This window comes from Paraburkholderia ginsengisoli NBRC 100965 (assembly GCF_000739735.1).
GTDB classification, from domain to species: domain Bacteria; phylum Pseudomonadota; class Gammaproteobacteria; order Burkholderiales; family Burkholderiaceae; genus Paraburkholderia; species Paraburkholderia ginsengisoli.
Genome location: NZ_BBJF01000011.1, coordinates 275722 through 302001 on the forward strand (window position 1 = coordinate 275722; position 26280 = coordinate 302001).

A 26280-nucleotide genomic window follows, 5' to 3' on the forward strand; every position below is an offset into this window, starting at 1 on the left:
GTCGGCGACGTTCGCGGCAAGCGGCACGCAGTAAGCGGCGGACATGACTGTCGATTTTCACCGCCGCCGTTCGTCGTGAGATAAACGGCCCCCGCGGCCGTCGTTGCGCCACGCGCGCCCCCGCAACCGCCCTAGGTGACCACGATGACCCCGAAGCTCTATGCCCACCCGTTCTCGTCGTACTGCCAGAAGGTCCTGACCGCGCTCTACGAAAACGGCACGCCGTTCGAGCTGCGCCTGCTGGCGCACGACGACCCGCACGTCATGGCGGAATTCGCCGCGCTCTGGCCGATCAAGCGTTTTCCGGTGCTGGTCGACGGAGACCGGACCGTGGTCGAGGCGAGCATCATCATCGAATATCTCGGTCTTTATCATCCGGGGCCGACAGCGCTGTTACCCGCCGACGCCCGCGCCGCACTGGAAGTGCGCAGCATGGACCGCTTCTTCGACAACTACGTGTCGACGCCGCAGCAGAAGATCGTCTACGACAGCATGCGCCCCGAGGCGGAGCGCGATCCGCAGGCGGTCGCCAACGCGCGCGCGATGCTCGACACCGCGTACGGCTGGCTCGACCAGGTGATGGCCGGGCGCGAATGGGCCGCCGGCGACATCTTCAGCCTGGCCGACTGCGGCGCCGCGCCGTTCCTCTTCTACGCCGACTGGACCCATCCGATCGGCCCGGCCTTCGCAAACGTGCGGGCGTACCGTCAGCGATTGCTGGCGCGGCCGTCGTTCGCGCGCGCGGTCGACGAAGCGCGGCCGTATCGACCGCTGTTTCCGCTCGGCGCGCCGGACCGCGACTGAGCAGCGCTCATCGGCGAGCCGCCGCGCCGACTCCACCCTTTCGCGACAACATGATTTCCACCCGGTAAACTTCCACCCGAAAGCCACTTCCGGCCGTCACTCATAAGGCACACCATGGACCGTTTCGAAGCGATGGAGATATTTACGCGTGTGGTCGAGGCGAACAGCTTCACCAAAGTATCCGAATCGCTCGACCTGCCCCGCGCCAAAGTCAGCCGCACGATCCAGGCGCTTGAGGAACACGTCGGCGTGCGTCTGCTGAACCGCTCGACGCGCCAGGTGAGCGTGACCGAAGACGGCGCGTCGTTCTACGAGCGCTGCGTGCAGATTCTCGCCGAAGTCGCCGACGCCGAATCGTCGCTGTCGAACAAGCGCGAGAGTCCGGCCGGCACGATCCGCGTCGATACGTCCGGCACGCTTGCCCGCGCGCTGCTGCTGCCCGCGCTCGACGATTTCTACCGGCAATACCCGCAGATCGACGTGCGTCTCGGCCTCGCGGATCGCAACATCGATCTGATCCAGGATGGTGTGGATTGTGTGATCCGCATGGGCACGCCGGAGGAGTCGAGCCTCGTCGCGAAACGCATCGGCGAAGCGCGCATCGTTACGTGCGCGTCCCCCGCGTATCTGCAGAAATACGGCACGCCGACCACGCTCGAAGAACTCGCGCAGCATCGCGCCGTCAACTACGTGTCGGCGCGTACCGGCCGCACCTTCCCGTTCGAATACGAAGTGGACGGCGAGATCGCGAAAGTAGCGATGAAAAGCGTGCTCGCCGTGAACGACGGGTCGGTATACATCGGCGCGGGCGCGCTCGGCCACGGGATCATCCAGCCGTCGCGCTTCATGGTCGCCGAGCTGATCGAACAAGGCGCGCTGAAGGAAATCCTCACGAACTACACGAGCCCCGGCACGCCGCTGTCGATCCTATACGCGCATCGCCGCAATCTGAGTTCGCGGCTGCGCGCGTTCATCGACTGGGTGAGCGAGCTGACGCACAACAATCCGGATCTGCGCATTCCGGACGCGTAAGGCCGCCAATACGCGGGCGTCAAGACAAAGCCCCATGCGTTGCGAAACAACGCATGGGGCTTTTTTACTGAAGCATCAAACCGCCAACTGGCGCAACGCTCGCGCTCAGGCAATCCGTTCTTCGTTGCTCGGATCGAACAGCACCGCCTTCGACGTATCGAACAGCAGCGTCGTGTTCGTCAGCGGCTGCGGATTCGACGCCGGGTGCACGCGGCTCACGATGCGCTTGCCGTTGACCTGCGCGAACACCAGCGTGTCCGGGCCGGTCGGCTCGATCACGTCGACCTTCACTTCGATCGGCTGCAGTTGCGCGTTGTCGCCATGCGCGCCGCGCGCGTCGGTGATGCGCTCCGGGCGCAAGCCGAGAATCACTTCGCGACCGACGTGCGACTTCACCTTCGCCGAGTCGAACGGCAGGTTCAGCACCTTGCGCGCGACGCCCGTGTCCAGTTCGAGGCCGACGCCCGCGCCCTGCTCGACCAGTTTGCCCTGGATGAAGTTCATCGGCGGCGCGCCGATGAAGCCGGCCACGAACAGGTTCGACGGCGAGTCGTAGATTTCCTGCGGCGCGCCGAACTGCTGGACGATACCGTCCTTCATCACCGCGATGCGATCGCCGAGCGTCATCGCTTCGATCTGATCGTGCGTCACGTAGACGATCGTCGTGCCGAGGCGTTGATGCAGCAGCTTGATTTCCGAACGCATCTCGATACGCAGCTTCGCGTCGAGGTTCGACAGCGGTTCGTCGAACAGGAACATCACCGGGTCGCGCGCCAATGCACGGCCCATTGCCACGCGCTGGCGCTGGCCGCCGGACAGTTGCCCCGGCTTGCGGTCGAGCAGGTGCGTGATCTGCAGCGTGTTCGACACGCGATCGACGATCTGCGCCTGCTCCTGCTTCGGCACCTTGCGGATATTCAGGCCGAACGAGATGTTCTCGCGCACCGTCATCGACGGATACAGCGCGTACGACTGGAACACCATCGCGATGTCGCGATCTTTCGGCGACAGGTTGTTCACCGTCTTGCCGTCGATCTGGATCTCGCCCTTGGTCACGGTTTCGAGGCCGGCGATCATGTTGAGCAGCGTCGACTTACCGCAGCCCGAGCCGCCGACCAGAATCAGGAACTGGCCGTCTTCGATGTCGATGTTGACACCCTTCAGAACCGGCACCCCGTTCGGGTAGGTCTTGTACACGTCACGGATGGAAAGGCTTGCCATGCTGTGAATCCTCTTGTCTCTGTACTGCCTGAAAACGTCTTGTCGGGTGACGGCGGCGCCAGTTTATTGAAGCGCCGCCGCGCTCGGATGGTTTGGCTCGCAGCCCGGGTTTAGCCCTTCACTGCGCCGGCCGTCAGGCCCCGCACGAAATAGCGTCCGGCGATGATGTACACCAGCAGCGTCGGCAACGCGGCGATGATCGCGCCGGCCATGTCCACGTTGTATTCCTTCACGCCGGTCGAGGTGTTCACGAGGTTGTTCAGCGCCACCGTGATCGGCATCGAATCGACGCCGGAGAACACAATCCCGAACAGGAAGTCATTCCAGATCTGCGTGAATTGCCAGATCAGGCACACCATGAAAATCGGCAGCGACACCGGCAGCAGGATCTTCGTGAAGATCGTGAAAAAACCCGCGCCGTCGATGCGCGCCGCTTTCACGAGTTCAGCCGGAATGCTCACGTAGAAGTTGCGGAAGAACATCGTGGTGAACGCGATACCGTAGATCACGTGCACCAGCACCAGACCGGTCGTCGTGTTCGACAGGCCCATCATGCCTTCGAAGCGCGCCATTGGCAGCAGGATCGCCTGGAACGGAATGAAGCAGCCGACCAGCAGCATCGTGAAGATCGGATCCGCGCCACGGAAACGCCAGTGCGTGAGCACATAGCCGTTGAACGCGCCGATGATCGACGAGATCAGCACGGCGGGAATCACCATGCGCACCGAGTTCATGAAGAACGGCTGCATGCCGTCGCAACGCACGCCCGTACAGGCGCCGCTCCATGCCTTGATCCACGGATCGATACTCCAGCGAGTCGGCGGCGTGAGCAGGTTGCCGGTGCGCAGCTGGTCGATGTCCTTGAACGACGTGGACAGCATCACGTACAGCGGGAACAGGAAATACAGGGCGAACAGAATCAGGGCCGCGTAAATGACGGCACGGCTGATCGTCATTTTAGGCTGCATTGCGGGTGCTCCTCGATTCCAGATACATCAGCGGCACGAGCACGGCCACAACGGTGGCGAGCATCATCATCGACGATGCCGCGCCGACGCCGAGCTGCCCGCGATTGAACGAAAACGTGTACATGAAGATAGCCGGCAACGAAGACGACGTGCCCGGACCGCCCGCGGTCAACGCGACGACCAGGTCGAAGGTCTTGATGGTGATGTGGCAAAGAATCAGCAGCACGGAGAAGAACACCGGCCGCATGCTCGGAATCACGATCTTGCGGTAGATGGTGGGCAGGTTCGCGCCGTCCATCTGCGCGGCCTTGAAGATCTCACCGTCGACACCGCGCAGGCCCGCGAGGAACAGTGCCATCACGAAGCCGGTGGATTGCCAGACCGCCGCGATCACGACGCAGAAGATCGCCTTGTCCGGATCGCCCAGCCAGCCGAACGAAAAGCTCGTCCAGCCCCAGTCGTGGAACACCTTTTCGAGGCCGACGCTCGGCGTCATGATCCACTGCCACGCCGTACCCGTGACGATGAACGAGAGCGCCATCGGGTAAAGGAACACGGCGCGCAGTGCGCCTTCGTTGCGGATCTGCTGATCGAGCAGGATCGCGAGAAACAGACCTAGGCCGATACAGATGGCGATGAACGGAATGCCGAACCAGCCGAGGTTGGCCGCCGAAGTCCAGAACACGTCGTTATCGAACAGTTCGCGATAGCGGTCGAGACCGGCGAATTCATACCGGGGCATCAGCCGCGAAGTGGACAGCGACAGAAAGCCGGTAATTGCGATGAAGCCGTACACGAAGATCAGGCTGATCACGACGCTGGGTGCGAGCACCAGCTTCGGAACCCAGCGATCGGCAAGGGCCGCCATGGGCGACGCGCGGCGGGCGGCGCTGGCCGTTTTCCCGTTTCCGCTGATAGAAGCAGTCACTACTCGACTCCTGCTGAAACTGTACTGCCGGGTGTTCACGCATGAATGACGCGAGTCCGCGACAGCATAGGTGTGACTCTATGAAACCAGGGTGAAGCCGCCTGCAAGCCGCGCACGCGCTGCGCGCATCACACACGTTGCACGCATTCGCGAATCGCCGTCGGCGACCTGAAGAACACGCCCGGCGCTTCGTCGTGAAGCCACCGGGCGCGCCGCTTCGCTTACTTCACTTACTTGGTCTTCGCTGCCTTCGCGAGCGCGGTGACGGCGCTCTTCGAATCCTGCTGCGAGTTCATGAACTTCGTGACCACGTCGGAGATCGCGCCGGCTGCTGCATCCGGTTGCGCCATGCCGTGTGCCAGCGACGGCACATAGCCACCCGCCTTGATCGCGATCTGTTCATCCGCGTACGACTTCTTCGCGCAGTCGTCGAACTTGTCCATCGGCACGCCCAGACGAACCGGGATCGACCCCTTGTTCAGGCTGAACTGCTCCTGGAACTGCGGCGTCATGATCGTCTTGGCGAGCGCCAGTTGACCCGGCGTGGCCGCCTTCTGGCCCTTCTGCTGGAAGAACACGAACGAGTCGACGTTGAACGTGTAGGCCTTTTCCGTGCCCGGCACAGCGGCGCACACGTAGTCCGAGCCCGACTTCTTGCCGGCGTTGGCGAATTCGCCCTTCGCCCAGTCGCCCATGAACTGCATGCCAGCCTTGCCGTTGATGACCATCGCGGTGGCGAGGTTCCAGTCACGGCCCGTGCGGCCCGTGTCGAAGTAACCCTGGATCTTGCGGACCGTGTCGAACACGCCGACCATCTTGTCCGAAGTCAGCGTCTTTTCGTCGAGGTCGACCAGCGCCTTCTTGTAGAAGTCCGCGCCTTGCGACAGCACAACGTCTTCCCACAGCGTCAGGTCTTGCCACGGCTGACCGCCCATCGCGATCGGCTGGATGCCGGCGGCCTTCATCTTGTCGGCCACGGCGAAGAACTCGGGCCACGTGGTCGGCGCCTTGCCGCCCGCCTTGTCGAGTGCCGCCTTGTTGATGTACAGCCAGTTCACGCGGTGCACCGAGAACGGCGCCGCCACGTAGTGACCGTCCGCGTGCATGATCTTGTCGATTTCCGGCGGGAGGTTCTTCTTCCAGTCGCCCGCGATCGAGTCGATCGGCACCAGCACGCCCTGCGAAGCCCAGTCCTGGATCAGCGGACCCTTGATCTGCGCGGCGCTCGGCGCATTGCCCGAGATCACCTGCGTCTTCAGAGCCGTCATGGCTGCCGCGCCGGCGCCACCCGCAACCGCGAAGTCCTTCCACGTGTAACCCTGCTTCGTCATGTCGTCCTTGAGGACGCCGACGGCTTTCGATTCACCGCCCGAGGTCCACCAGTGCAACACTTCGACCGACTCGGCAGCCTGCACCGCCGAGACGCCACACATCAGACCCGCAGCGCACAAAGCGCCCATGATCGCGCGAAATTTCATTGCTTATCTCCTCCAGACACCTGAACAAAAAACAAATGGCCCCTGATGTCGCCAGGGTGCTGTGGTTGGTTCAAACAGGCAAAACACTGGGCGATCGAGCACGGTCGGGCGCATGCGCGAGGCATGTGCCGGCGGACCGTTGTCCGGCCGCTAGAAGCTCAAGAGATGAGTGGTTTGGGATGCAACTGTTTGTCTCCTCTTTTGATTTTTGCCTGCCCGCGTCGCGCGCGGCAGACTCGAGGTGCCTTGCAAGTCAACCCGGGCAACCGCCTTGCCAGCCGCTCCGCCGCCCGGATTTCCGTAAGGGGCGCCGGGGCATGCTGGCACGTGCCGACAGGCAATGTCCGTTAACATGCAGGGACGCCCGCCGATTCGAAAAACCGCGCAACCTGCCGAACAGCGCACGCTTTTTTCATCGAATTAGCGCTACCTCTTGATTTGGATTGTAGTTAAACTACAATTCAGTGTCAAAAAATATTTTATCGGACTACGGTCGCCTTTTCCGAACAGTGCGCGGTCAGCGCGGCGGCCCCAGGACATCGACGGAGACTCATGCAAACCGATTCAAGCTTCACCTTCGTTCTCTTCGGCGGAACCGGCGATCTGTCGATGCGCAAGATTCTGCCGGCACTGTTTGAAGCACACCGTGCAGGCGGCATGCTCCACGACAGCGGCAAGATCGTCGCGGTGGCACGGCATGCGGCGGATCGCGGCGAGTACCTGCAGTGGGTGAACGAACACGTCAAACCGCATGTGTCGAAGAACGGTGTGGACGAAGCGGCGTGGACCAGCTTCCTCGCGCGCATCGAGTTCGTGAAAATCGATCTCGGCAACCCCGAAGACTTCGTGCACTTGCGCGATGCGATCCAGGACCTGCCCGGTATTCGCGTGTTCTACCTGGCCACGGGCCCGTCGCTGTTCGTGCCGATCTGCCACGCGCTCGCGTCGGTGGGGCTCAACGAAAACGCGCGCATCGTGCTGGAGAAGCCGCTCGGCTACGACCTGAAATCGTCGAATGCGATCAACGACGCGGTCGGCGAAATCTTCGCGGAAGAACAGATCTACCGGATCGACCACTACCTCGGTAAAGAGCCGGTGCAGAACCTGCTCGCGCTGCGCTTCGGCAATGCGCTGTTTGAACCGCTGTGGCGTCGCGAGTGGGTCGAGAGCATTCAGATCACGATCGCCGAAGAACTCGGGGTCGAAGCGCGCGGCGACTTCTACGACAACACCGGCGCATTGCGCGACATGGTGCAAAACCATTTGCTGCAGTTGCTGTCGATCGTCGCAATGGAGCCGCCCCACTCGATGGACTCCGACTCGGTGCGCGACGAAAAGCTGCGAGTGCTGCGCGCATTGAAGCCGATCGATCCGAACGAAATCGGCAAGGTCGCGGTGCGCGGCCAGTATCATGCTGGCGGCATTCGCGGCACCGCGGTGCCGGGCTATGCGACCGAAGCCGGCGTGAAGCCGGATAGCACGACCGAAACTTTCGTCGCGTTGAAAGTCGAGATCGAGAACTGGCGCTGGTCGGGCGTGCCGTTTTTCCTGCGCACCGGCAAGCGGCTCGCCGATCGCGTCGCCGAGATCGTGGTGAATTTCCGTCCTGTACCGCATTCGGCGCTGGGCGCCTCCGCGCTGCGCGCCGGCGCGAACCGTCTGGTGATCCGCCTGCAGCCGAACGAAACCATCCGCCTCTACTGTCTCGCGAAGCAGCCCGGCGAGGGCATGAACCTGGCGAGCGTGCATCTCGACCTCGCGTTCGACAAGTTCTTCCGCGAAGGGCAGATGGAGGCCTATCAGCGGCTGTTGCTCGACGTGATCCGCGGCCGCCTCGCGCTGTTCGTGCGGCGCGACGAGCAGGAAGCCGCGTGGCGCTGGGTCGAACCGATCCTGAACGAATGGAAGACCTCGACCAGGCCGCCCAAGCCGTACGCGGCGGGCACGTGGGGACCGGCCGCGGCGAGCGCGATGCTCGCACAGCACGGCACCTGCTGGCTCGAAGAAGAGAATTGATGCACGGCGGCGCGCGCGCCGCCCGAGTAAGACCCACCGACGAACTGAACGGAATGGCGCCGGTATCGCGAAGGCGCCTGCAAGTCATCCACCTTGCAGGCGTCGCGCGACAGCAGTACGGCAGATTCCGCAGATCTAACAAAAAAGCAGCACGGAGGAGAAGTGATCGAGCTTCACGCTTTCGACGATCAACGCGCCCAATCCGACGCGTTGGCGAAGGCGGTCGGCGACGCGTTACATGCGTCGCTCGCCGCACAGGCAGCCGCCACCAGCGCGGCCGCCACTGGCACGCGCCCCGCCATGCTTGCAGTGTCCGGCGGCAGCAGTCCGCGTCCGTTCCTGCAAACGTTATCTACGCAAGCCTTCGACTGGGCGCGCATTGCCGTGACGCTGGTCGACGACCGCTGGGTACCGGAAACGGACAGCGCCAGCAATTCGCAGTTGGTGCACGCGACGCTCTTGCAGAACGCCGCACAGAACGCGACCTTCTGGCCGCTCGTCGACACCACGCAGGATCTGCATGCGCACGTCGCCGCGCTGAACGCCGACCCGCGCTTTAGCAGCGTGCCCGACGTCGCGATTCTCGGCATGGGCGAGGACGGCCACACCGCGTCGATCTTCGCGGACGCGCCAGAATGGGATCACGCGATCACCACCGCCGAGCGCTTCGTCGCCGTGCATCCGGGCAGCGCGCCGCATGCGCGCGTGAGCTGGTCGCTCTCCGCGCTCAAAGAAGTGAAGCATCTGTTTTTGCTGATCGCAGGACCGCGCAAGATGGACGTGCTCAATGCAGCCGCCGCTTCGCTACAAAAAAATGCCATCTCGCAGTTGGCAAACGACAAGGGAGTGAGACTCGATGTCTACTGGTGTGCAAACTAAGGCTGTACCCGGCGCGGGCCAGCACGCCGATGGACCGAGACTGTTGGCCGACATCGGCGGCACCAATGCGCGCTTCGCGCTGGAGACCGGTCCGGGCGAAATCGGCTCGGTGCAGGTCTATCCGTGCGCGGACTATCCGGGCGTCGCCGACGTCATCAAGAAGTATCTGAAGGACACCAGGATCGGCCGCGTGAATCATGCGGCGATCGCGATTGCGAACCCGGTCGACGGCGATCAGGTGAGCATGACGAATCACGACTGGAGCTTCTCGATCGAAGCGACGCGCCGCGCGCTCGGCTTCGACACCCTGCTGGTAGTGAACGACTTCACCGCGCTGGCGATGGCGCTGCCGGGCCTCACCGACGCACAGCGCGTGCAGGTGGGCGGCGGCGCGCGCCGGCCGAACAGCGTGATCGGCCTGCTCGGTCCCGGCACCGGCATGGGCGTGTCCGGCCTGATCCCCGCCGACGACCGCTGGATCGCGCTCGGCAGCGAAGGCGGCCACGCCACTTTCGCGCCGGCCGACGAACGTGAAGACATCGTGCTGCAATACGCGCGCAAGAAGTGGTCGCACGTGTCGTTCGAACGCGTGGCCGCGGGCCCCGGCATCGAAGTGATTTACCGCGCGCTCGCGGGCCGCGACAAGAAGCGCGTGGCTGCCAACGTCGACACGATCGAGATCGTCAAGCGCGCGCTGGAAGGCGAGCCGCTCGCGGCCGAGTCCGTCGACGTGTTCTGCGGCATTCTCGGCACCTTCGCGGGCAACATCGCGGTGACGTTGGGCGCGCTCGGGGGTATCTACATCGGCGGCGGCGTCGTGCCGCGTCTCGGCGAGTTCTTCGCGCGCTCGTCGTTTCGCAAGCGCTTCGAGGCGAAGGGCCGCTTCGAGGCCTATCTGCAAAGCGTGCCGACATATGTGATTACCGCTGAGTATCCCGCCTTCCTCGGCGTCTCCGCAATTCTCGCCGAGCAGTTGTCGAATCGCGCGGGCGGCAGTTCGTCGGCGGTGTTCGAACGGATTCGCCAGATGCGCGATGCGTTGACGCCGGCCGAGCGCCGCGTCGCCGACCTCGCGCTGAACCATCCGCGCTCGATCATCAACGATCCGATCGTCGACATCGCGCGCAAGGCCGACGTGAGCCAGCCGACGGTGATCCGCTTCTGCCGTTCGCTCGGCTGCCAGGGTCTGTCGGATTTCAAGCTGAAGCTCGCGACCGGTTTGACCGGCACGATTCCGGTGAGCCACAGCCAGGTGCATCTCGGCGACACGGCCACGGACTTCGGCGCGAAGGTGCTGGACAACACCGTGTCGGCGATTTTGCAGTTGCGCGAGCATCTGAACTTCGATCAGGTCGAGCGCGCGATCGATCTGCTGAACGGCGCGCGCCGCATCGAGTTCTACGGGCTCGGCAATTCGAATATCGTCGCGCAGGACGCGCACTACAAGTTCTTCCGCTTCGGCATTCCGACCATTGCGTACGGTGATCTGTACATGCAGGCGGCCTCCGCTGCGCTGCTCGGCAAGGGCGATGTGATCGTGGCCGTCTCGAAGTCGGGCCGCGCGCCCGAGCTGCTGCGCGTGCTGGATGTCGCGATGCAGGCCGGCGCGAAGGTGATTGCGATCACGTCGAGCAATACGCCGCTCGCCAAGCGTGCCACGGTCGCGCTGGAAACCGATCACATCGAGATTCGGGAGTCGCAATTGTCGATGATTTCGCGGATCCTGCATCTGGTGATGATCGACATACTCGCGGTCGGCGTGGCGATTCGCCGCGCGGTGCCTGCCGCGGATGTCGCGGAGACGGTCGCCAAAGCGCGCGAAGGCGCCGATGACGACGCCACCGCCGTGCTCGACTGGCTGAGTCACGGCGCGGCTTCGTCGCCGCGCGAATAAGCGGGTGAACGGGCCTGCGCCGCGCGTATCGAATGCGATGCGCGCGGCGTGGGCCTTATCCGGCTTTGCAAGCTGGTGGCGTATCGAACCACGCATCATGCGCCGCGCACCGCGTGATACGCAGCCATGAATCAGCGCTGCGCGCGCGCACTTCCAGGGCGCCGCCGCCCGGGCAACAGGCGATAATAGCCGCTCCATCGCTCGACGCCTGTGTCCCACTCCAATGATCATCCGCCCGCATCTCCATTGGTTCCGCATGCTGCTCGCGTGGCGGGGCTCCGTTCTGCCGCAGTTGCTGCCGCGGCTCTCGCTGATCTTCTGCATCTCGATCGTCGCGCTGGCCGCGCACGACCACCTGCTGCCGATCTCGCTGAACCTCAACACCACCGCGCCCTTCTCGCTGATCGGCATCGCGCTCGCGGTGTTCCTCGGCTTTCGCAATAACGCCAGCTATGACCGTTGGTGGGAAGCGCGCAAGCTGTGGGGTCAACTGCTGAACGAGTCGCGCTCGCTCACGCGCCAAGCCCTCACGTTGCCTGCGCGGCCATTGCCGAAAGAAGAAGTCGAAGCATTTCTCGCCGCGCTCGGCGCACTGCCTCACGCGCTGCGTCATCAGCTGCGCAGGAGCGATCCGCGTGACGACCTCGAAGCGCGTTTGCCCACCGCGCTGTTCGAGCGCGTGATGGCGTCGCGCTACCGGTCGGCCACCTTGCTGCTCTTCCTCGGCGAATGGGTGCGGCGTCACACGCAGACAGGTGCGTTCGATCCGATGGCGGTGCTCGCCTTCGACCGGAATCTGAATGGGCTGTCGGATGTGATCGGCGGATGCGAGCGCATCGTCTCGACGCCGCTGCCGTTCGCGTACTCGGTGATGATTCACCGCACGGTGTATTTCTTCTGCGCGTCGCTGCCGTTCGGACTGGTGGACAGCATCGGCATCTTCACGCCGGTGTTCTCGGTGTTCGTCGCGTACACGTTCATGGCGCACGAGGCGATCGCCTCGCAACTCGAAGAACCCTTCGGCACCGACGACAACGACCTCGCGCTCAACACGATGTCCGCGATGATCGAGGACGCGCTACGCGATCTGCGCGGCGAACCGGCGGTGACGCTACCCAGCCAGCAAGCGGAGAACTACCTGTTCGATTGAGCGGGGCGTCGCGCGCCTCAGGTGTCTCACGTGTCCCACTCGACGCGCGCGCTCAGCCCGCGCTCAGTCGTTACCGACCGTTTCCGACAAGCGCTTGAGCGTCGCCACCCGCGCACCGATGATGTCGATGCGCCCACGCTCGTCGACCACGGGTGTGGTGGCGGTCAGATACGCATTCCACGCTCTTTGCGCACGCACCAGCGTCGGACGCGAGTGCGCCGGCATCTTCGATTGCAAGCGACGGTAGTAGCGGTTCAGATCGAACATCGCATGTTCGCATTGCGCGTCCGCGCGGCAGGCCCGCGGGCGGCGCGGCGGCGGACTGCCGGCCTGAGCCATCGCGGCGCGCAGCGCCAGCGCGCGGTCGCGCACCGGCTGCAACTGCATGTCGGCTTCGGCCAGCACGTACATCGAGCCGCGCGTCGTCGCAAACACCGCCGCCAGCAACTGCTTCTCGGCCTCGCGCGAGGCCAGCCAGCTCGTCTGGCTCTTTTCCCACAGCTTGCGCCGCGCGGCCGGCAGCTTCGGTTGAAGCTGCTGCCACGCGCTGTCCAACGCGGCCTTCCAGGCAATCCGCGCGTTGTCCATGCACTGCACCTGCCCGACCGTCGTCGACATGTCGCTGCGCGCGAGACACGAGCGCATCGACGCGTCGATCGGATCGGCAGCCGCGACTTCCGCATGCGCGGGCGGCGACAGCACGCCGACGAGCGCCGCCGACGCCACCGCCAGCGCGCCGGCGACGCGCCGCCAGCTAGCGACGCCCGGCCAGGACTTCAGCCGACGCATCGTCAGATGCGAACGCAATCGACGAAATATTCGATGCGCCCGTTGATCATTTCGCCGACCAGCCCGTGGATGTCCGTGTGGAAACCCGGGAAGCGCTCGTTGAACTCGCGCGCGAAACGCAGATAGTTGACGATGGTCTTGTTGAAGCGCTCGCCCGGAATCAGCAACGGAATGCCCGGCGGATACGGCGTCAACAGGATCGACGTGACGCGGCCTTCGAGTTCGTCGATCGGTACCCGGTCGATCTCGCGGTGCGCGAGCTTGGCGAACGCGTCGGACGGCTTCATCGCCGGTTCCATGCTCGACAGGTACATCTCGGTCGTCAGACGCGCGATATCGTTCGCGCGGTAGACGCTATGGATCTGCTCGCACAGATCGCGCAGGCCGACGCGCTCGTACATCGGATGATGCGAGACGAACTCGGGCAGCACGCGCCACAGTGGCTGGTTGTTGTCGTAGTCGTCCTTGAACTGCTGGAGTTCGGTGACCATCGAGTTCCAGCGGCCCTTGGTGATGCCGATCGTGAACATGATGAAGAACGAATACAACCCGGTCTTCTCGACAATGATGCCGTGCTCGGCCAGATACTTCGTGACGATCGCGGCCGGAATGCCGGACTCGCCGAAGCCGCCATCCATGTCCAGACCCGGCGTGACGATGGTCGCCTTGATCGGGTCGAGCATGTTGAAGCCTTCGGCGAGCGGGCCGAAGCCGTGCCACGAATCGTTCGGGCGCAGCATCCAGTCTTCGCGCGACCCGATGCCTTCCTCGGCGAACTCGTCCGGGCCCCACACCTTGAAGAACCAGTCGTCGCCGTACTCGGCGTCGACCTTGCTCATCGCGCGGCGGAAGTCGAGCGCCTCGGCGATCGACTCCTCGACCAGTGCCGTGCCGCCCGGCGCTTCCATCATCGCCGCGGCCACGTCGCACGATGCGATGATCGCGTACTGCGGGCTCGTCGACGTGTGCATCAGATACGCTTCGTTGAAGCGATGCTTGTCGAAGCGGCTGTTCTTCGAATCCTGCACGACGATCTGCGACGCCTGCGAAATGCCGGCCAGCAGCTTGTGCGTGGAGTGCGTCGCGAACACCAGCGCGCCGATGCGCGGACGGCCCGCGCCGATCGCGTGCATGTCCTGATAGAACTCGTGGAATTCCGCGTGCGGCAGCCAGGCTTCGTCGAAGTGCAGCGTGTCGAGCCAGTCGCCGAGCATCTCCTTGATCATCTCGACGTTGTAGATCACACCGTCGTACGTGCTTTGCGTGATCGTCAGAATGCGCGGCTTGAGGTCCGGGTTCTTCGCGAGCGCTTCGCGCGCGAACGGATTCGCCTCGATCTTCTTGCGGATGTTTTCCGGCTCGAACTCGCTACGCGGAATCGGGCCGATGATGCCGAAGTTGTTGCGCGTCGGCGTGAGAAACACCGGAATCGCGCCGGTCATCGTGATCGCGTGCAGGATCGACTTGTGGCAGTTGCGGTCCACCAGCACGATGTCGCCAGGAGCGACCGTGCCGTGCCAGACGATCTTGTTCGACGTCGACGTGCCGTTGGTCACGAAGAACACGTGGTCGGCGCTGAAGATGCGCGCGGCGTTGCGTTCGGAGGCCGCGACCGGGCCCGTGTGGTCGAGCAGCTGGCCGAGTTCGTCGACCGCGTTGCAGACGTCGGCGCGCAGCATGTTCTCGCCGAAGAACTGGTGGAACATCTGGCCGAGCGGGCTCTTCAGGAACGCGACGCCGCCCGAGTGGCCGGGGCAGTGCCACGAGTACGAACCTTCTTCCGCGTACTGCACCAGCTCCTTGAAGAACGGCGGCGCGAGCGAATCCAGATACACCTTGGTCTCGCGGATGATGTGGCGCGCGACGAACTCCGGCGTGTCCTCGAACATGTGGATGAAGCCGTGCAGTTCGCGCAGGATGTCGTTCGGCAGGTGGCGCGACGTGCGCGTTTCGCCGTAGAGGAAAATCGGAATGTCCGCGTTGCGGCGGCGCACTTCCGTCACGAACGCGCGCAACGCGACGATCGCGGCGGCCAGCTCCGGCGTCTCGCCTTCGACGACCACGTTATCGACGTACGGCAGCAGTTCATCGTCGTCGATCGACAGGATGAAGCACGACGCGCGGCTCGACTGCTGAGCAAACGAGGTCAGGTCGCCATAGCTCGTCAACCCGAGCACTTCCGCGCCTTCTTTCTCGATAGCTTCGGCCAGAGCCCGGATGCCGGAACCCGAGATGTTCTCGGAGCGGAAATCTTCGTCGATGATGACGACGGGAAAACGAAACTTCATGGGCGATTCTCCAAAAAGAACGACCGCTGCATTCTGAAAATTGCAGCGGTCACCCGAATAGCTGGTGGGTCAGTGCGCTGCCGACGTCACGTCTTCGGCAACGTGACGCCGTGCTGACCTTGATATTTGCCGCCGCGATCCGCGTACGACGTTTCGCAAATTTCGTCGCTCTCGAAAAACAGCACTTGGGCGACGCCTTCGTTCGCGTAGATCTTCGCAGGCAACGGTGTCGTATTCGAGAATTCGAGCGTGACGTGCCCTTCCCATTCCGGCTCGAACGGCGTCACGTTGACGATGATCCCGCAACGCGCATACGTGGATTTTCCGAGGCACACGGTCAGCACGCTGCGCGGAATGCGGAAGTACTCGACCGTGCGCGCGAGCGCGAACGAATTCGGCGGAATGATGCAGACGTCGCCCTTGAAATCGACGAACGACTTCTCGTCGAAGTTTTTCGGATCGACGATGGTCGAGTTGATGTTCGTGAAGATCTTGAATTCGTCGGCGCAGCGGATGTCGTAGCCGTAGCTCGACGTGCCGTAGCTGACAATCTTCCGGCCGTCTTCCGAGACGCGAACCTGATCGGGCGCAAACGGCTCGATCATCTTGTGCGACTCGGCCATGCGCCGGATCCACTTGTCGGATTTGATAGTCATAGGTGAACGCTGCTCGACGTGAATGACAGGGGTGTGTCGGATAACAACCCGGCGGGGCCGGGCAACTTTCGGATCATGGGGCGCTGGCTTTGCGGGGGCTTCGAAGTCCGCGCGACGCATCGCTGAAACGGGCCGTGACGCGGCCTCGGGCCGGGCGTTCGAAGCGGCTTCCCGCCGGGCGCCCCCCAACGGAAGGCGCTCATTTTACGCGATCACGAGGATGGTGCCGTGAGCGATGTCCGCGGGGCTCGCCGGCCGTGCGGAACACGCATCGCAAAGCCGCGCGCCGCTCACTGGCGGATCACGCCGCAGGCAATGGCGGAACCCGCGCCATGCGGCGGATAGGCGTACGGATCGGCCGCGTCGTGATGCAGCAGCACCGCGCGCTGCAACACCGAGCGGATGCCGTCGAGCGAAACATCCGGCGCGACGATGAAGCCGGTGGCCACGCCGTTCGCATCCGCATGAATGTTGGCGAGATCGCCCTCGACGCGGGCGCCCGCTTTCAGACGCTCGGCCGCCGGCGAGAAGACCGGGCCCGCACTGGAGCCGTCGGCGGCATTGCAGTCGCCGCGTTCGTGGACTTGCAGCGCGTGGTCGCTATTGGGCGGCAAGCCCGCGAGATTGTAGGTGACCTGCACGCCGTCCGAGCGCTCGATAAACGTCACGAGGCCGCGCGCCTGATTGCCCACGGTGGGCAGCAACTGCGCGTCGGCGCGCTTTTCCTGTGGTCTCAGGAACGCGCTGCAGCCGCTCAACAGCACACAGCTGGCAGTCAGGACGATGAACATATGCACCGCCTGCCCGTCGATTCGTTTTCCCATGCGATCCTCTTGCCGGCCTGGCGCCCGCCCCTGCGGGCGCCAGGCCGAACCTGTGAAGTCGACATGATACCGCGAGACCAGGCGCAAATAGACGCCCTGGCCCCTTGTCCGAACGGCTGCTCAGGTGTTCTGCACGACGATGTTCGGAAACTTCGAGGTCATGTCGCGAGCCCGCTCGGCGATATGGATCGCGACCTTGCGCGCGATCGACCGGTAGATCTCCGCGATGCGCCCGTTCGGGTCCGCTACGACAGTGGGTTTGCCCGAGTCGGCCTGCTCGCGGATCGCAATGTCGAGGGGCAGGCTGCCGAGCACGTCGACGCCGTATTCCTTGCCCATCCGCTCGCCGCCGCCGGCGCCGAAGATGTGCTCTTCGTGCCCGCAGTTCGAGCAGATATGCATGCCCATGTTCTCGACGATGCCGAGGATCGGAATGCCGACCTTCTCGAACATCTTGAGGCCCTTCTTCGCGTCGAGCAACGCGATGTCCTGCGGCGTCGTGACGATCACCGCGCCCGTCACCGGCACGCGCTGCGACAGCGTCAACTGGATGTCGCCGGTGCCCGGCGGCATGTCGACGATCAGGTAGTCGAGGTCGTGCCAGTTGGTCTGGCGCAGCAGTTGTTCGAGCGCCGACGTGGCCATCGGGCCGCGCCACACCATCGGGTTGTCCTGCTCGATCAGGAAGCCGATCGAGTTCGCTTGCAGGCCGTGGCCGGTCATCGGGTTCATCGACTTGTCGTCGGGCGACTCGGGACGACCGACGATGCCGAGCATCATCGGCAGCGACGGGCCGTAGATGTCCGCGTCGAGCACGCCGACCGACGCGCCTTCGCTCGCCAGCGCCAGCGCGAGATTCACCGCAGTCGTGCTCTTGCCGACGCCGCCCTTGCCGGACGCCACCGCGACGATGTTCTTGACGTTCGGCAGGAGCTTCACGCCGCGTTGCACGGTATGCGCGGCGATTTGCTGGGACACCTCGACGCGCACATTGGCGACGCCCGGCACCGCGCGCAGCGCGTCGGCGAACTGGGCGCGAATCGCTTCGAACTGACGCATGGCCGGATAGCCGAGCACCACCTGAAGGCTGACGGCGTCACCCTCCACGGCCACGTTCTTGATGTTCCTGGCGGCCGCGTAAGGCGCGCCGGTGTTGGGGTCAGTGACGGCTGCGATAGCAGCGTCGACCAAAGCCCGATCGATACTCATTGACACTCCGTGGGGGATTACGCACGGCGCGGTGGGACGGAAGTTTCGGCCCCGCGCCGGAATTTGAAAGAAATTGTTAGGCAGGATTGCGAAATCCGGACGGCCCGGGCACCCTTCCGGGCAAGCGGGGAACGCCATAGGGTCGCATCACTGCGTGACTTCAGCCATTATTGTAGTGTCTGACGGTGTGCCCTGCCGGAAGACCCTTCTCCACTGTCGGACCGGCGTGCAGGAAGGGTAGGATTTCCATATTCGGAATGCTCTGCTGTATTGCCGTAACGTTGATTGATTACATTGAACGCTACCCGGTGGTTTGTTCGCTTCACTCAAGAGGAATCGAAAATGAATGCAAAAATCATGACTCGCCTGGCCGTTTTCGCCGTTGCCGGCTCCGTGTTGGCAGGCTGCGCCACCCAACAGGGCACTAACACGGCCGTCGGCACGGGCGTGGGCGCCGGTACCGGCGCGGCACTGGGCGCGATCTTCGGCGGCGGCAAGGGCGCGGCGATCGGCGCGGGCGTCGGCGCGGCGGTGGGCGGTGTCACCGGCTACAACTGGCAAAACATTCGCAACCGCATGACGGGCGCGACCAAGGGCACCGGCACCGAGATCACCGAGCAGCCGGACGGCTCGCTCAAGCTGAACATCCCGAGTTCGGTCACGTTCGACACCAGCAGCTACGCGATCAAGCCGTCGTTCGCACCGGTGCTCGACCAGCTCGCGCAAACCATGCAGCAGAATCCGGAGATCGTTGCCTCGGTCGTCGGTCATACCGACAGCACCGGCTCGGCGCAATACAACCAGACGCTGTCGGTCAATCGCGCGCAAAGCGTGACCGGCTACCTCGGCCAGCGCGGCGTCGCGCCGCAACGCCTGTCCGCAACCGGCATGGGCTCGAGCCAGCCGATCGCCGACAACAACACCGAAGCCGGCCGTGCCGCCAACCGTCGCGTGGAAATCTACCTGCGCGCCACGGCACAGCACGCACCGCAATAAGGACAAGGCTTCAGGGGAATGACGCGGCCGGGCGCCGGGGCTTCGCAAGCGGCGCCCGGCCCGGCGTAAAAAGCCGGGCAAAGAAAATCTCGCACGACGACGAAAAAAATTTCGAACTCTGCAGAAAATCCGCGGTCTGTCTTTACGGTACGTGGCTGGCGAAGCCGCCGCGTCACCATTCTCCTCTTGTCGTTGTTGCTCCGGGGTTTAATCACCCCGGTTTTTTTTGGGCGCCCGGTTTACACGCCTTGGCGCACTTTCAGGTCGCGCCCCACGCCGCCCCGTACCGCTGCGCCCGGCCGAGCGGCCCATCCCGCGCCGCTAGCCCGCCCTGCTAGAATCAACGTTTCGTCCCACCGCAGGCTCCCACCATCCTTATGTCAGCACCCGCCACCGAACTCTCCGTAGGCGCGCCGTCCGGCCGTCGCCAGATTCTCGTCACGTCGGCCCTTCCGTATGCGAACGGGCAAATCCATATCGGCCACCTGGTCGAATATATCCAGACGGACATCTGGGTCCGGACGCTGCGAATGCACGGGCACGAGGTCTACTACGTGGGCGCCGACGACACGCACGGCACGCCGGTCATGCTGCGCGCGGAGAAAGAAGGGCTCACGCCGAAGCAGCTGATCGAGCGCGTCTGGCAGGAACACAAACGCGACTTCGACAGCTTCGGCATCTCGTTCGACAACTACTACTCGACCGATTCCGAAGAGAACCGCGTTCTCAGCGAAAACGTCTATCTGGCGCTCAAGGAAGCGGGCCTGATCGACGCGCGCGACATCGAACAGGCGTACGACCCGGTCAAGGAAATGTTCCTGCCGGACCGTTTCATCAAGGGCGAATGCCCGAAATGCGGCGCGAAAGACCAGTACGGCGACAGCTGCGAAGTCTGCGGCTCGACTTACCAGCCCACCGAACTCGTCAATCCGTACTCGGTCGTCTCGGGCGCCACGCCGATCCGCAAGACGTCGACGCACTACTTCTTCCGCCTGTCCGACCCGCGCTGCGAGAATTTCCTGCGCGCATGGGTGGGCGGTCTGGCGCAGCCGGAAGCCACCAACAAGATGCGCGAGTGGCTCGGCGACGCCGGCGAAGCCAAGCTCGCCGACTGGGACATCTCGCGCGACGCGCCCTACTTCGGCTTCGAAATCCCGGGCGCGCCGGGCAAGTATTTCTACGTGTGGCTGGACGCGCCGGTTGGCTACTACGCGAGCTTCAAGAACCTCGCCGAAAAGCGCGGCCTCGACTTCGACGCGTGGGTGCGCAAAGGCTCGAAGGCCGAGCAGTACCACTTCATCGGCAAAGACATTCTGTATTTCCACACCCTGTTCTGGCCGGCCATGCTGGAGTTCTCGGGCCACCGTACGCCGACCAACGTGTTCGCGCACGGCTTCCTGACCGTCGACGGCGCGAAGATGTCGAAGTCGCGCGGCACCTTCATCACCGCGCAAAGCGTGATCGACACGGGCCTGAATCCGGAATGGCTGCGCTACTACTTCGCGGCCAAGCTGAACAGCACGATGGAAGACCTCGACCTGAACCTCGACGACTTCCAGGCGCGCGTGAACAGCGATCTGGTCGGCAAGTACGTGAACATCGCGAGCCGCGCGGCCGGCTTCCTGATCAAGCGCTTCGACGGTCGCGTGCAGGACAGCGCGATGCAGCACCCGCTGCTCGCCACGCTGCGCGCCGCCGTGCCGCAGATCGCCGCGAACTACGAAGCGCGCGAGTACAACCGCGCGCTGCGTCAGACCATGGAACTGGCCGACGCGGTCAACGCCTACGTCGACACCGCCAAGCCGTGGGATCAGGCGAAAGACCCGGCGAACGCGGTCGCGCTGCATGAAACCTGCAGCGTCAGCATCGAGGCGTTCCGCCTGTTGTCGCTCGCGCTGAAGCCGGTGCTGCCGAAGCTCGCCGAAGCGGTCGAAGCCTTCCTCGGCATCGAGCCGCTGGTGTGGGCCGACGCCAACGTGCCGCTGAGTTCCGCGCGCCCGATCAATGCGTACAAGCATCTGATGACGCGCGTCGATCCGAAGCAGATCGAAGCGTTGCTCGCGGCCAATCGCGACTCGCTGCAAGCGACGCCAGAAGCCGCGGCATCGGCCGACGCGAAGGGCAAGTCGAAGGCCAAAGCCGAAGCGAAAGCCGCCGCGAGTAGCGACGAAACGCCCGGCGTGATCTCGATCGACGACTTCGCGAAGATCGACCTCCGCATCGCGAAGATCGTCGACTGCAAGGCGGTGGAAGGCTCGGACAAGCTGCTGCAACTCACGCTCGACGTCGGCGAGGAGAAAACGCGCAACGTGTTCTCCGGCATCAAGTCGGCCTATCAGCCGGAGCAGCTGGTCGGCAAGCTGACCGTGATGGTCGCGAACCTCGCGCCGCGCAAGATGAAGTTCGGCCTGTCCGAAGGGATGGTGCTGGCGGCATCGGCAACGGACGAGAAAGCCGAACCGGGCCTGTATGTGCTCGAACCGGATAGCGGCGCGAAGCCGGGCATGCGCGTGAAGTAAGCGCGCGGGGTCGCTCGCGGCATTCCGCGCGGCGACGCTCCGGATGAAAAAACGGCACGCATGCCAGATGTGTGCCGTTTTTTTTTGCGCTTTACCGGATGGCGATGCGAGCGAGCGTATCCGGCGGTATCACCAAAGACATCACCACAGCGACTTGAACCGGTCGAAGCGCCGCGTGTACAGCACGTCGGCCCCGTAGAACGTGCCGCCGTACGCCACCACCGACCAGTAGCGCGTCAGGTTGATAGTCGCTTTGATCGCATTGCTCGCCGATTGCAGCCCTTGCTCGTAGCCGATCACGAGCCACTCGTTGATCGCCTTCGACACCATCACCACCTGCGGATCGGTCAGCCCGACATCGCTTCGGCCGATCGAAAACTCGTCTAGTCCGACCGTCTCCGCGATCCGCTTGCCGGTCGTGCTGCCGAGCAGCGCGAGCGCCGTCGTCATCGTGCTTTGCTGGCCGAGGTTGTTGCCCTGATCGGTGCCGTGGCCGAACAGCAGCCACGAGAGCTTTTCGTTATCCGGCACGCTCGGCTCCGAGACCAGCCGCGCCACGGGCAACTGCGCGGTGCCCGTCACCTGTACGCCCGCCTCGACCTGCTGATTGCGGCGCATTGCCAGAATGTTGATGCCGGGATTCGTCACCGGACCATTGAACGTGAAGAAGCCGTTCTCGATGGTCAGCTTGCGGCCAAAGGCGGTGTAGGTCGAACCCTGCGTGACGCGCACGTTGCCGACCGCGCGCAGCGGCATGTTCGGCGCGCTCATCGCGGTGATCGTGCCGGTCAGGCCGAGATCGGCGCCCTGTGCGCGGAAGCGGAAGTTATCGCCCAGACTGATGTCGATATTGGCGCGCGGCGCGAACGGGCCGATCGGCTCGGTGCCGCCCGCCACCGGCCGTGGCCGCCCGCCCGACGTGGTGCCATCCGGACGCACGATCACGACGTCGTCGCCGAGTCGCGGCGCGGCCTGCTCCGGCAGATCGAACAGCGCGTGATCGACGACGAACTTGCCGTTGATCGCCATGCCGCGTTGCGCGCCGCCGTTGGCGATGCTCGCGCTGCCCGACAGCGACAGATTGCGATCCGGCGACGCGAACAGTTCGAGCTTGTCCGCGACGATGCTCGCGGTCAGATCCGGCTCCGCACCGTCCAGACGCACGCGGCCGGTGGCGCGCAGCGTGCCGCTCGCGCCGCGGAACTCGACCTGCTGAAAGTCCACCAGATTCTGCGACAGCGCGATGCGCACCACGCCGTCCTTCAACTGCACGCCCTGGCTGACGACCGTCGCGGACAGGCCATCGCCGACCAGCGCGCCGGTCAGGTTCGGTTTGGCCACCGTGCCGCCGAGCGCGAGCTTCAGCGCGAGATGCCCGTCGAGCAGATAGCTCGGACCAAGCAGGCCGCCAGTCGTTTTGAGCGACGGCACGTTCGCGTTCACGTTGCCGGACAGCGTGCCTTCCGGGTTGAAGGTCAGCAGGCCGTTGCGCATCACCAGCGTGGTGTGCGCGTCGGCGTCGATCACGCCGAGCCGGCTCGCCTGCGCATGCAGCGTCGCGTTCAGGCGGTTGCCGCCGGTGAATTCGGCGCGCGCGCTGATATCGGTAATCCCCGTCGACGCGAGCCCACGGCCGATTTCGACCGTCACGTCGCCGCTGCGCCGCCGCAGCTGGATGTGGCCGCTCGCGGTGGCGCCGAGCGAGAAGTCCCAGTCGCCGTCGAACACCAGATCGGTCCGGACCGGCGGCGGCTCGCCGGTGATTTCGTGGCGCAGCTCCTGCAAACGCGTGAGCGAAATATCGGTCAGGCTGCCCGCTGACTGGATCTTGCCGTGATCGAACGCGAACGATTTCAGGCTCAGCACCGAGCCTTCGAGCGTCAGCCGCGTCGCGCCAAGCGTGAGGCGGCTCGGCGCCGCGCTCACCGCGAGCGGCGATTCGAGATTCAACGCAGGCGTGCCACGGTTCTGCAGACGCGTCACGGTGCCGTCCCAACGCGTGCCGTCGCGCGCTTCGGTCAGCTTGCCGTTGGCCGCGAGCGTCAGATCGAGTGGACGGTCCTGCAGCTTGCCGGTGGCCGCGGCTTCGAGCGTGTGATGCGCGCGCGTGCCGGACAGGCGCGCGGTGAGCGTGGCGAGATCGACGCCGCCCGCGCTCAGATTGCGCGCGTCGGTACTGAAGGCGAGCGCGCCGTTCGCGCCGTCGCGCAGTTCGGCGTGCCCTTCCGCATGGCCCACGCGATTGCTGCCGAACACGACGCTGTCGGCCTTGTAGTTCAGTACCACGTTCGGGTGCGCGAACGAACCGGTGACGTCGCCGTCGGCGGCGATCAGGCCGGCGAGGCCGAAACCCAGCCGCTCGAGCTGCGGCGCGTCGACACGGAACCGCAGCCGGTCGCCGCTCGCACCGAAGCTGCCTTGCAAGTCGACCTGATTGCCCGCCACCGAAAGATTCGCGCGGCTCGGCAGAATCCGCGAGCCGGCCAGCTGGATCGTGCCGCCGCCGGTCAGCGGCAGGTTGTCGTAGACGCTCGGGCCCAGCTTGAATTCGGCCTTGGTGGTGAACACCGGGCCCAGCATGCCGGCCGCGGTCAGCGTGCCGTTCACGCGCGCTTCGATCTTGCGCGCGGGAGGCGCGTTGCGGGGTGGCGCGGGCGTTCTGCGTTCGATCACCTCGGTTTGCACCGCGGCTTTGGCGGTGTTCTTCGCGATCGCGGCTGCCTGGTCGCCGGGCGCCGCGCTCTTTGCGCCGGCAGTGCTGCCGGCTTGCGCCACGGCCTGCGCAGCCGGCGCGGTGCGCGTGCGCGTGCGTTGGGCGCCGCTCGCGGCGTGCGCGGGCGCCGGCCCGGTGGCAGGCGTGCGCGACGGCATCTGCGACGCCAGCGTCAGCGGATCAAAATCGGTCAGTTGCGCTTTGAGGTTGTAGGTGGAGTTCGCGTCGTGCTTGAGTGCGCCGGACAGGTCGATGCGACCGCGCCCCGACGTGATGCGCACGTCGTTGAAGCTCATCCGGGCGGGATCGAACGTGACCTTGCCTTGCGCGCGCAGCGCCGCGCGCGGGTCGGCGAGATCGAGCGTCACGCTCTGGATGTCGTCGTTCAGACGGATGCCGATGGTGCCGGCCAGTTGCGTCGGCCGCACTGTCGCTTGCAGCGCGTTCAGGTCGAGTCCGGCGACGCGCAGATCGAACTGCCCGCGCCGCCCGGTCAACGCGCCGCCGCCGGTGATTGTCGCGTTCCGGACGATCCGCACGTTCAGGTTCGAAATGCGTTGCGCCTGGGCATCGAGCCGCACGTCGGCGTTGGCGTCGATCAGCGGCAGCAGGTTCTGGTCGATCGCGCCGGGTTTGGCATTCACGATCGACACATGTCCGCCGACCGTGAAGTTGGCTGCACTGGCTGGCGCCCCGTCGTGCTTGCCGTGGCCGGCGGCGTTGTTCGCAGTGGCACTGCCGTTGGGAGCGACAGCGCTGGCCGGATGACGTGTGCCCGCCTGTGCCGCTGCGCCGCTGGCTGCACCCGCCGCCGCACCGCTAGCGGCATCCGTCTTGCCATTCGCACGGCTCGCGACCGTCGCGCTCACGGCACTCGCCGCAACGACGCCGCTCTCGCCCGGCGCAACTTCGCCTGCCCCTTCCTGCCCCACCGGCTGCAACTCCGCGCGCACTGCGAGATCGGCCAGCGGCGCACCGGGCGCGAAGGCTTGCGGATTGATGTGGTCGAAGCTCAGCGTCGCGCGTTGCAAAGGCACGGCGGCGAACGGCGTGGCCTCGACCCGCGCATGGCCGGCGAGCTTCATCCCGGTCGCATCAAGTTCGGCGACGAGCTGTTCGAGCGTCCCGCTCAGATGGCCGCCCACGGCCACCGCCTCGTTATTGACCTTGCCCGAATAGCCGACGTCGCCGGCAAGCGGAAACGGCCGCACGCCGTCGAGCTTCGCCGACGCCGTCACCGCGCCGAACGGCGTATCGAGCCGCTCGACCGCGGCCTCGTGATGGCGTCCGTCGCTGCGGCCGTGAAAAGCGAAGTGCGACAGCTCGGTGGTCGACGCGCCTTGATGCAGCAGCAGCCTGTCGACCTGCACGTCGCGGATGTCGAGTTGCATCGGCAAACGCAAGTCCTGCGGCAGCTTCAACGGTTCGCTGCTGGTCGACGACGAGGAGCCGATGCGCGCGTCGATCGTGCCGACGTGCAGATAGTCGATCGTGAAGCGCCACGGTTCGCGCGCGAGCGCCCAGCGGCCCGCCGCGCGATCGATCTGGATATCGGTGCCGCTGCCGTCGAGACTGCGCCAACGCACCTCGCGCAGCTGCACGCCGTGCGCGAGCGTGCCGCCCTCCAGCGTGCCGCCGAGCTTGCCGCCCAACAGCCGGACCGCCGCCTGCCACGCATACGCGGTACCGCGCTCGGTGGTCAGCGCGCCGTACAACAGGCCGATCGCCAGCGCGAGCAGCAACACCAGCACGAGTACCGTCGAGACGAGCGTTTTCAGCAGCACGCGACCCAGCCGGTGCTTGCGCGGCGGCGGTTCCGGCGGCTGCTGTCCGGGCGGCGTGGCGCCGGGCGGCTGCGCGGAAGACGGGTCGGCGGCGTCGTTGGTCATGCGCGAATCATGTGAAGGCAGGTTGTC

At 64.9% G+C, this 26280-nt stretch carries 18 protein-coding genes; 8 read left to right on the top strand and 10 right to left on the bottom strand.

Annotation, left to right across the window (positions count from 1 at the left end):
- The first annotated feature begins 144 nt into the window (after window positions 1-144).
- Together BGI01S_RS19825 and BGI01S_RS19830 are read left to right on the top strand one after the other, a co-directional pair.
- Entirely contained in the window at window positions 145-804 is a 660-nt protein-coding gene (locus tag BGI01S_RS19825; RefSeq protein ID WP_042327686.1) for a glutathione S-transferase family protein, read from the top strand.
- Window positions 805-918: 114 nt separating this feature from the next.
- Window positions 919-1836 (top strand): LysR family transcriptional regulator, encoded by a 918-nt coding sequence (locus tag BGI01S_RS19830; RefSeq protein ID WP_042327687.1) that lies wholly within the window; start codon window positions 919-921, stop codon window positions 1834-1836.
- Between the two features lie 105 nt (window positions 1837-1941).
- On the opposite strand, the gene BGI01S_RS19835 is transcribed toward BGI01S_RS19830, so the two are convergent.
- From BGI01S_RS19835 to BGI01S_RS19850, 4 genes are all read right to left on the bottom strand, one after another.
- Complete coding sequence (locus BGI01S_RS19835; RefSeq protein ID WP_042327688.1) at window positions 1942-3057, bottom strand: ABC transporter ATP-binding protein; 1116 nt, start codon at window positions 3055-3057, stop codon at window positions 1942-1944.
- A 110-nt stretch (window positions 3058-3167) separates the two neighbouring features.
- Complete coding sequence (locus BGI01S_RS19840; protein ID WP_157004234.1) at window positions 3168-4025, bottom strand: carbohydrate ABC transporter permease; 858 nt, start codon at window positions 4023-4025, stop codon at window positions 3168-3170.
- Window positions 4015-4953, bottom strand: coding sequence for a carbohydrate ABC transporter permease (locus BGI01S_RS19845; protein ID WP_042327693.1), 939 nt, complete (start codon window positions 4951-4953; stop codon window positions 4015-4017). The genes BGI01S_RS19840 and BGI01S_RS19845 overlap by 11 nt, the downstream gene beginning before the upstream one ends.
- Window positions 4954-5183: 230 nt before the next feature.
- Window positions 5184-6431: an ABC transporter substrate-binding protein gene (locus tag BGI01S_RS19850; RefSeq protein WP_042327694.1), complete on the bottom strand. Its 1248-nt coding sequence runs from the start codon at window positions 6429-6431 to the stop codon at window positions 5184-5186.
- Window positions 6432-6983: 552 nt separating this feature from the next.
- On the opposite strand from BGI01S_RS19850, the gene zwf reads away from it, so the two are divergent.
- From zwf to BGI01S_RS19870, 4 genes are all read left to right on the top strand, one after another.
- On the top strand, window positions 6984-8447 hold the full coding sequence (gene zwf / locus BGI01S_RS19855) for a glucose-6-phosphate dehydrogenase (RefSeq protein ID WP_042327695.1): 1464 nt from the start codon (window positions 6984-6986) through the stop codon (window positions 8445-8447).
- Between the two features lie 162 nt (window positions 8448-8609).
- The gene (gene pgl / locus BGI01S_RS19860; protein ID WP_042327696.1) at window positions 8610-9326 is read left to right on the top strand and encodes a 6-phosphogluconolactonase; all 717 of its coding nucleotides are present in this window, start codon (window positions 8610-8612) and stop codon (window positions 9324-9326) included.
- Complete coding sequence (locus tag BGI01S_RS19865; RefSeq protein ID WP_042327697.1) at window positions 9304-11220, top strand: bifunctional transcriptional regulator/glucokinase; 1917 nt, start codon at window positions 9304-9306, stop codon at window positions 11218-11220. Before pgl ends, BGI01S_RS19865 begins: the two co-directional genes overlap by 23 nt.
- 223 nt (window positions 11221-11443) lie before the next feature.
- Entirely contained in the window at window positions 11444-12370 is a 927-nt protein-coding gene (locus tag BGI01S_RS19870; protein ID WP_042327698.1) for a bestrophin family protein, read from the top strand.
- Between the two features lie 63 nt (window positions 12371-12433).
- Here the strand turns inward: BGI01S_RS19870 and BGI01S_RS19875 are convergent, their stop codons facing one another.
- The 5 genes from BGI01S_RS19875 to apbC form a co-directional block, all read right to left on the bottom strand.
- Window positions 12434-13159, bottom strand: coding sequence for a lysozyme inhibitor LprI family protein (locus tag BGI01S_RS19875; protein WP_042327757.1), 726 nt, complete (start codon window positions 13157-13159; stop codon window positions 12434-12436).
- 2 nt (window positions 13160-13161) lie between these two features.
- Window positions 13162-15447: an arginine/lysine/ornithine decarboxylase gene (locus tag BGI01S_RS19880; RefSeq protein ID WP_042327699.1), complete on the bottom strand. Its 2286-nt coding sequence runs from the start codon at window positions 15445-15447 to the stop codon at window positions 13162-13164.
- 86 nt (window positions 15448-15533) lie between these two features.
- On the bottom strand, window positions 15534-16103 hold the full coding sequence (dcd, locus tag BGI01S_RS19885) for a dCTP deaminase (protein WP_008924193.1): 570 nt from the start codon (window positions 16101-16103) through the stop codon (window positions 15534-15536).
- A 290-nt stretch (window positions 16104-16393) separates the two neighbouring features.
- A complete protein-coding gene (locus BGI01S_RS19890) occupies window positions 16394-16927 on the bottom strand; it encodes a superoxide dismutase family protein (protein ID WP_042327700.1) in 534 nt (177 codons plus the stop codon).
- A gap of 120 nt (window positions 16928-17047) precedes the next feature.
- Window positions 17048-18136, bottom strand: a complete 1089-nt coding sequence (gene apbC, locus BGI01S_RS19895) for an iron-sulfur cluster carrier protein ApbC (protein WP_042327701.1) — start codon at window positions 18134-18136, stop codon at window positions 17048-17050.
- A 342-nt stretch (window positions 18137-18478) separates the two neighbouring features.
- On the opposite strand from apbC, the gene BGI01S_RS19900 reads away from it, so the two are divergent.
- On the top strand, window positions 18479-19132 hold the full coding sequence (locus BGI01S_RS19900; protein ID WP_042327702.1) for an OmpA family protein: 654 nt from the start codon (window positions 18479-18481) through the stop codon (window positions 19130-19132).
- Window positions 19133-19509: 377 nt separating this feature from the next.
- Complete coding sequence (metG, locus tag BGI01S_RS19905) at window positions 19510-21651, top strand: methionine--tRNA ligase (RefSeq protein WP_042327703.1); 2142 nt, start codon at window positions 19510-19512, stop codon at window positions 21649-21651.
- A gap of 141 nt (window positions 21652-21792) precedes the next feature.
- Here the strand turns inward: metG and BGI01S_RS19910 are convergent, their stop codons facing one another.
- A complete protein-coding gene (locus BGI01S_RS19910) occupies window positions 21793-26253 on the bottom strand; it encodes a translocation/assembly module TamB domain-containing protein (RefSeq protein ID WP_042327704.1) in 4461 nt (1486 codons plus the stop codon).
- Window positions 26254-26280: the final 27 nt, after the last annotated feature.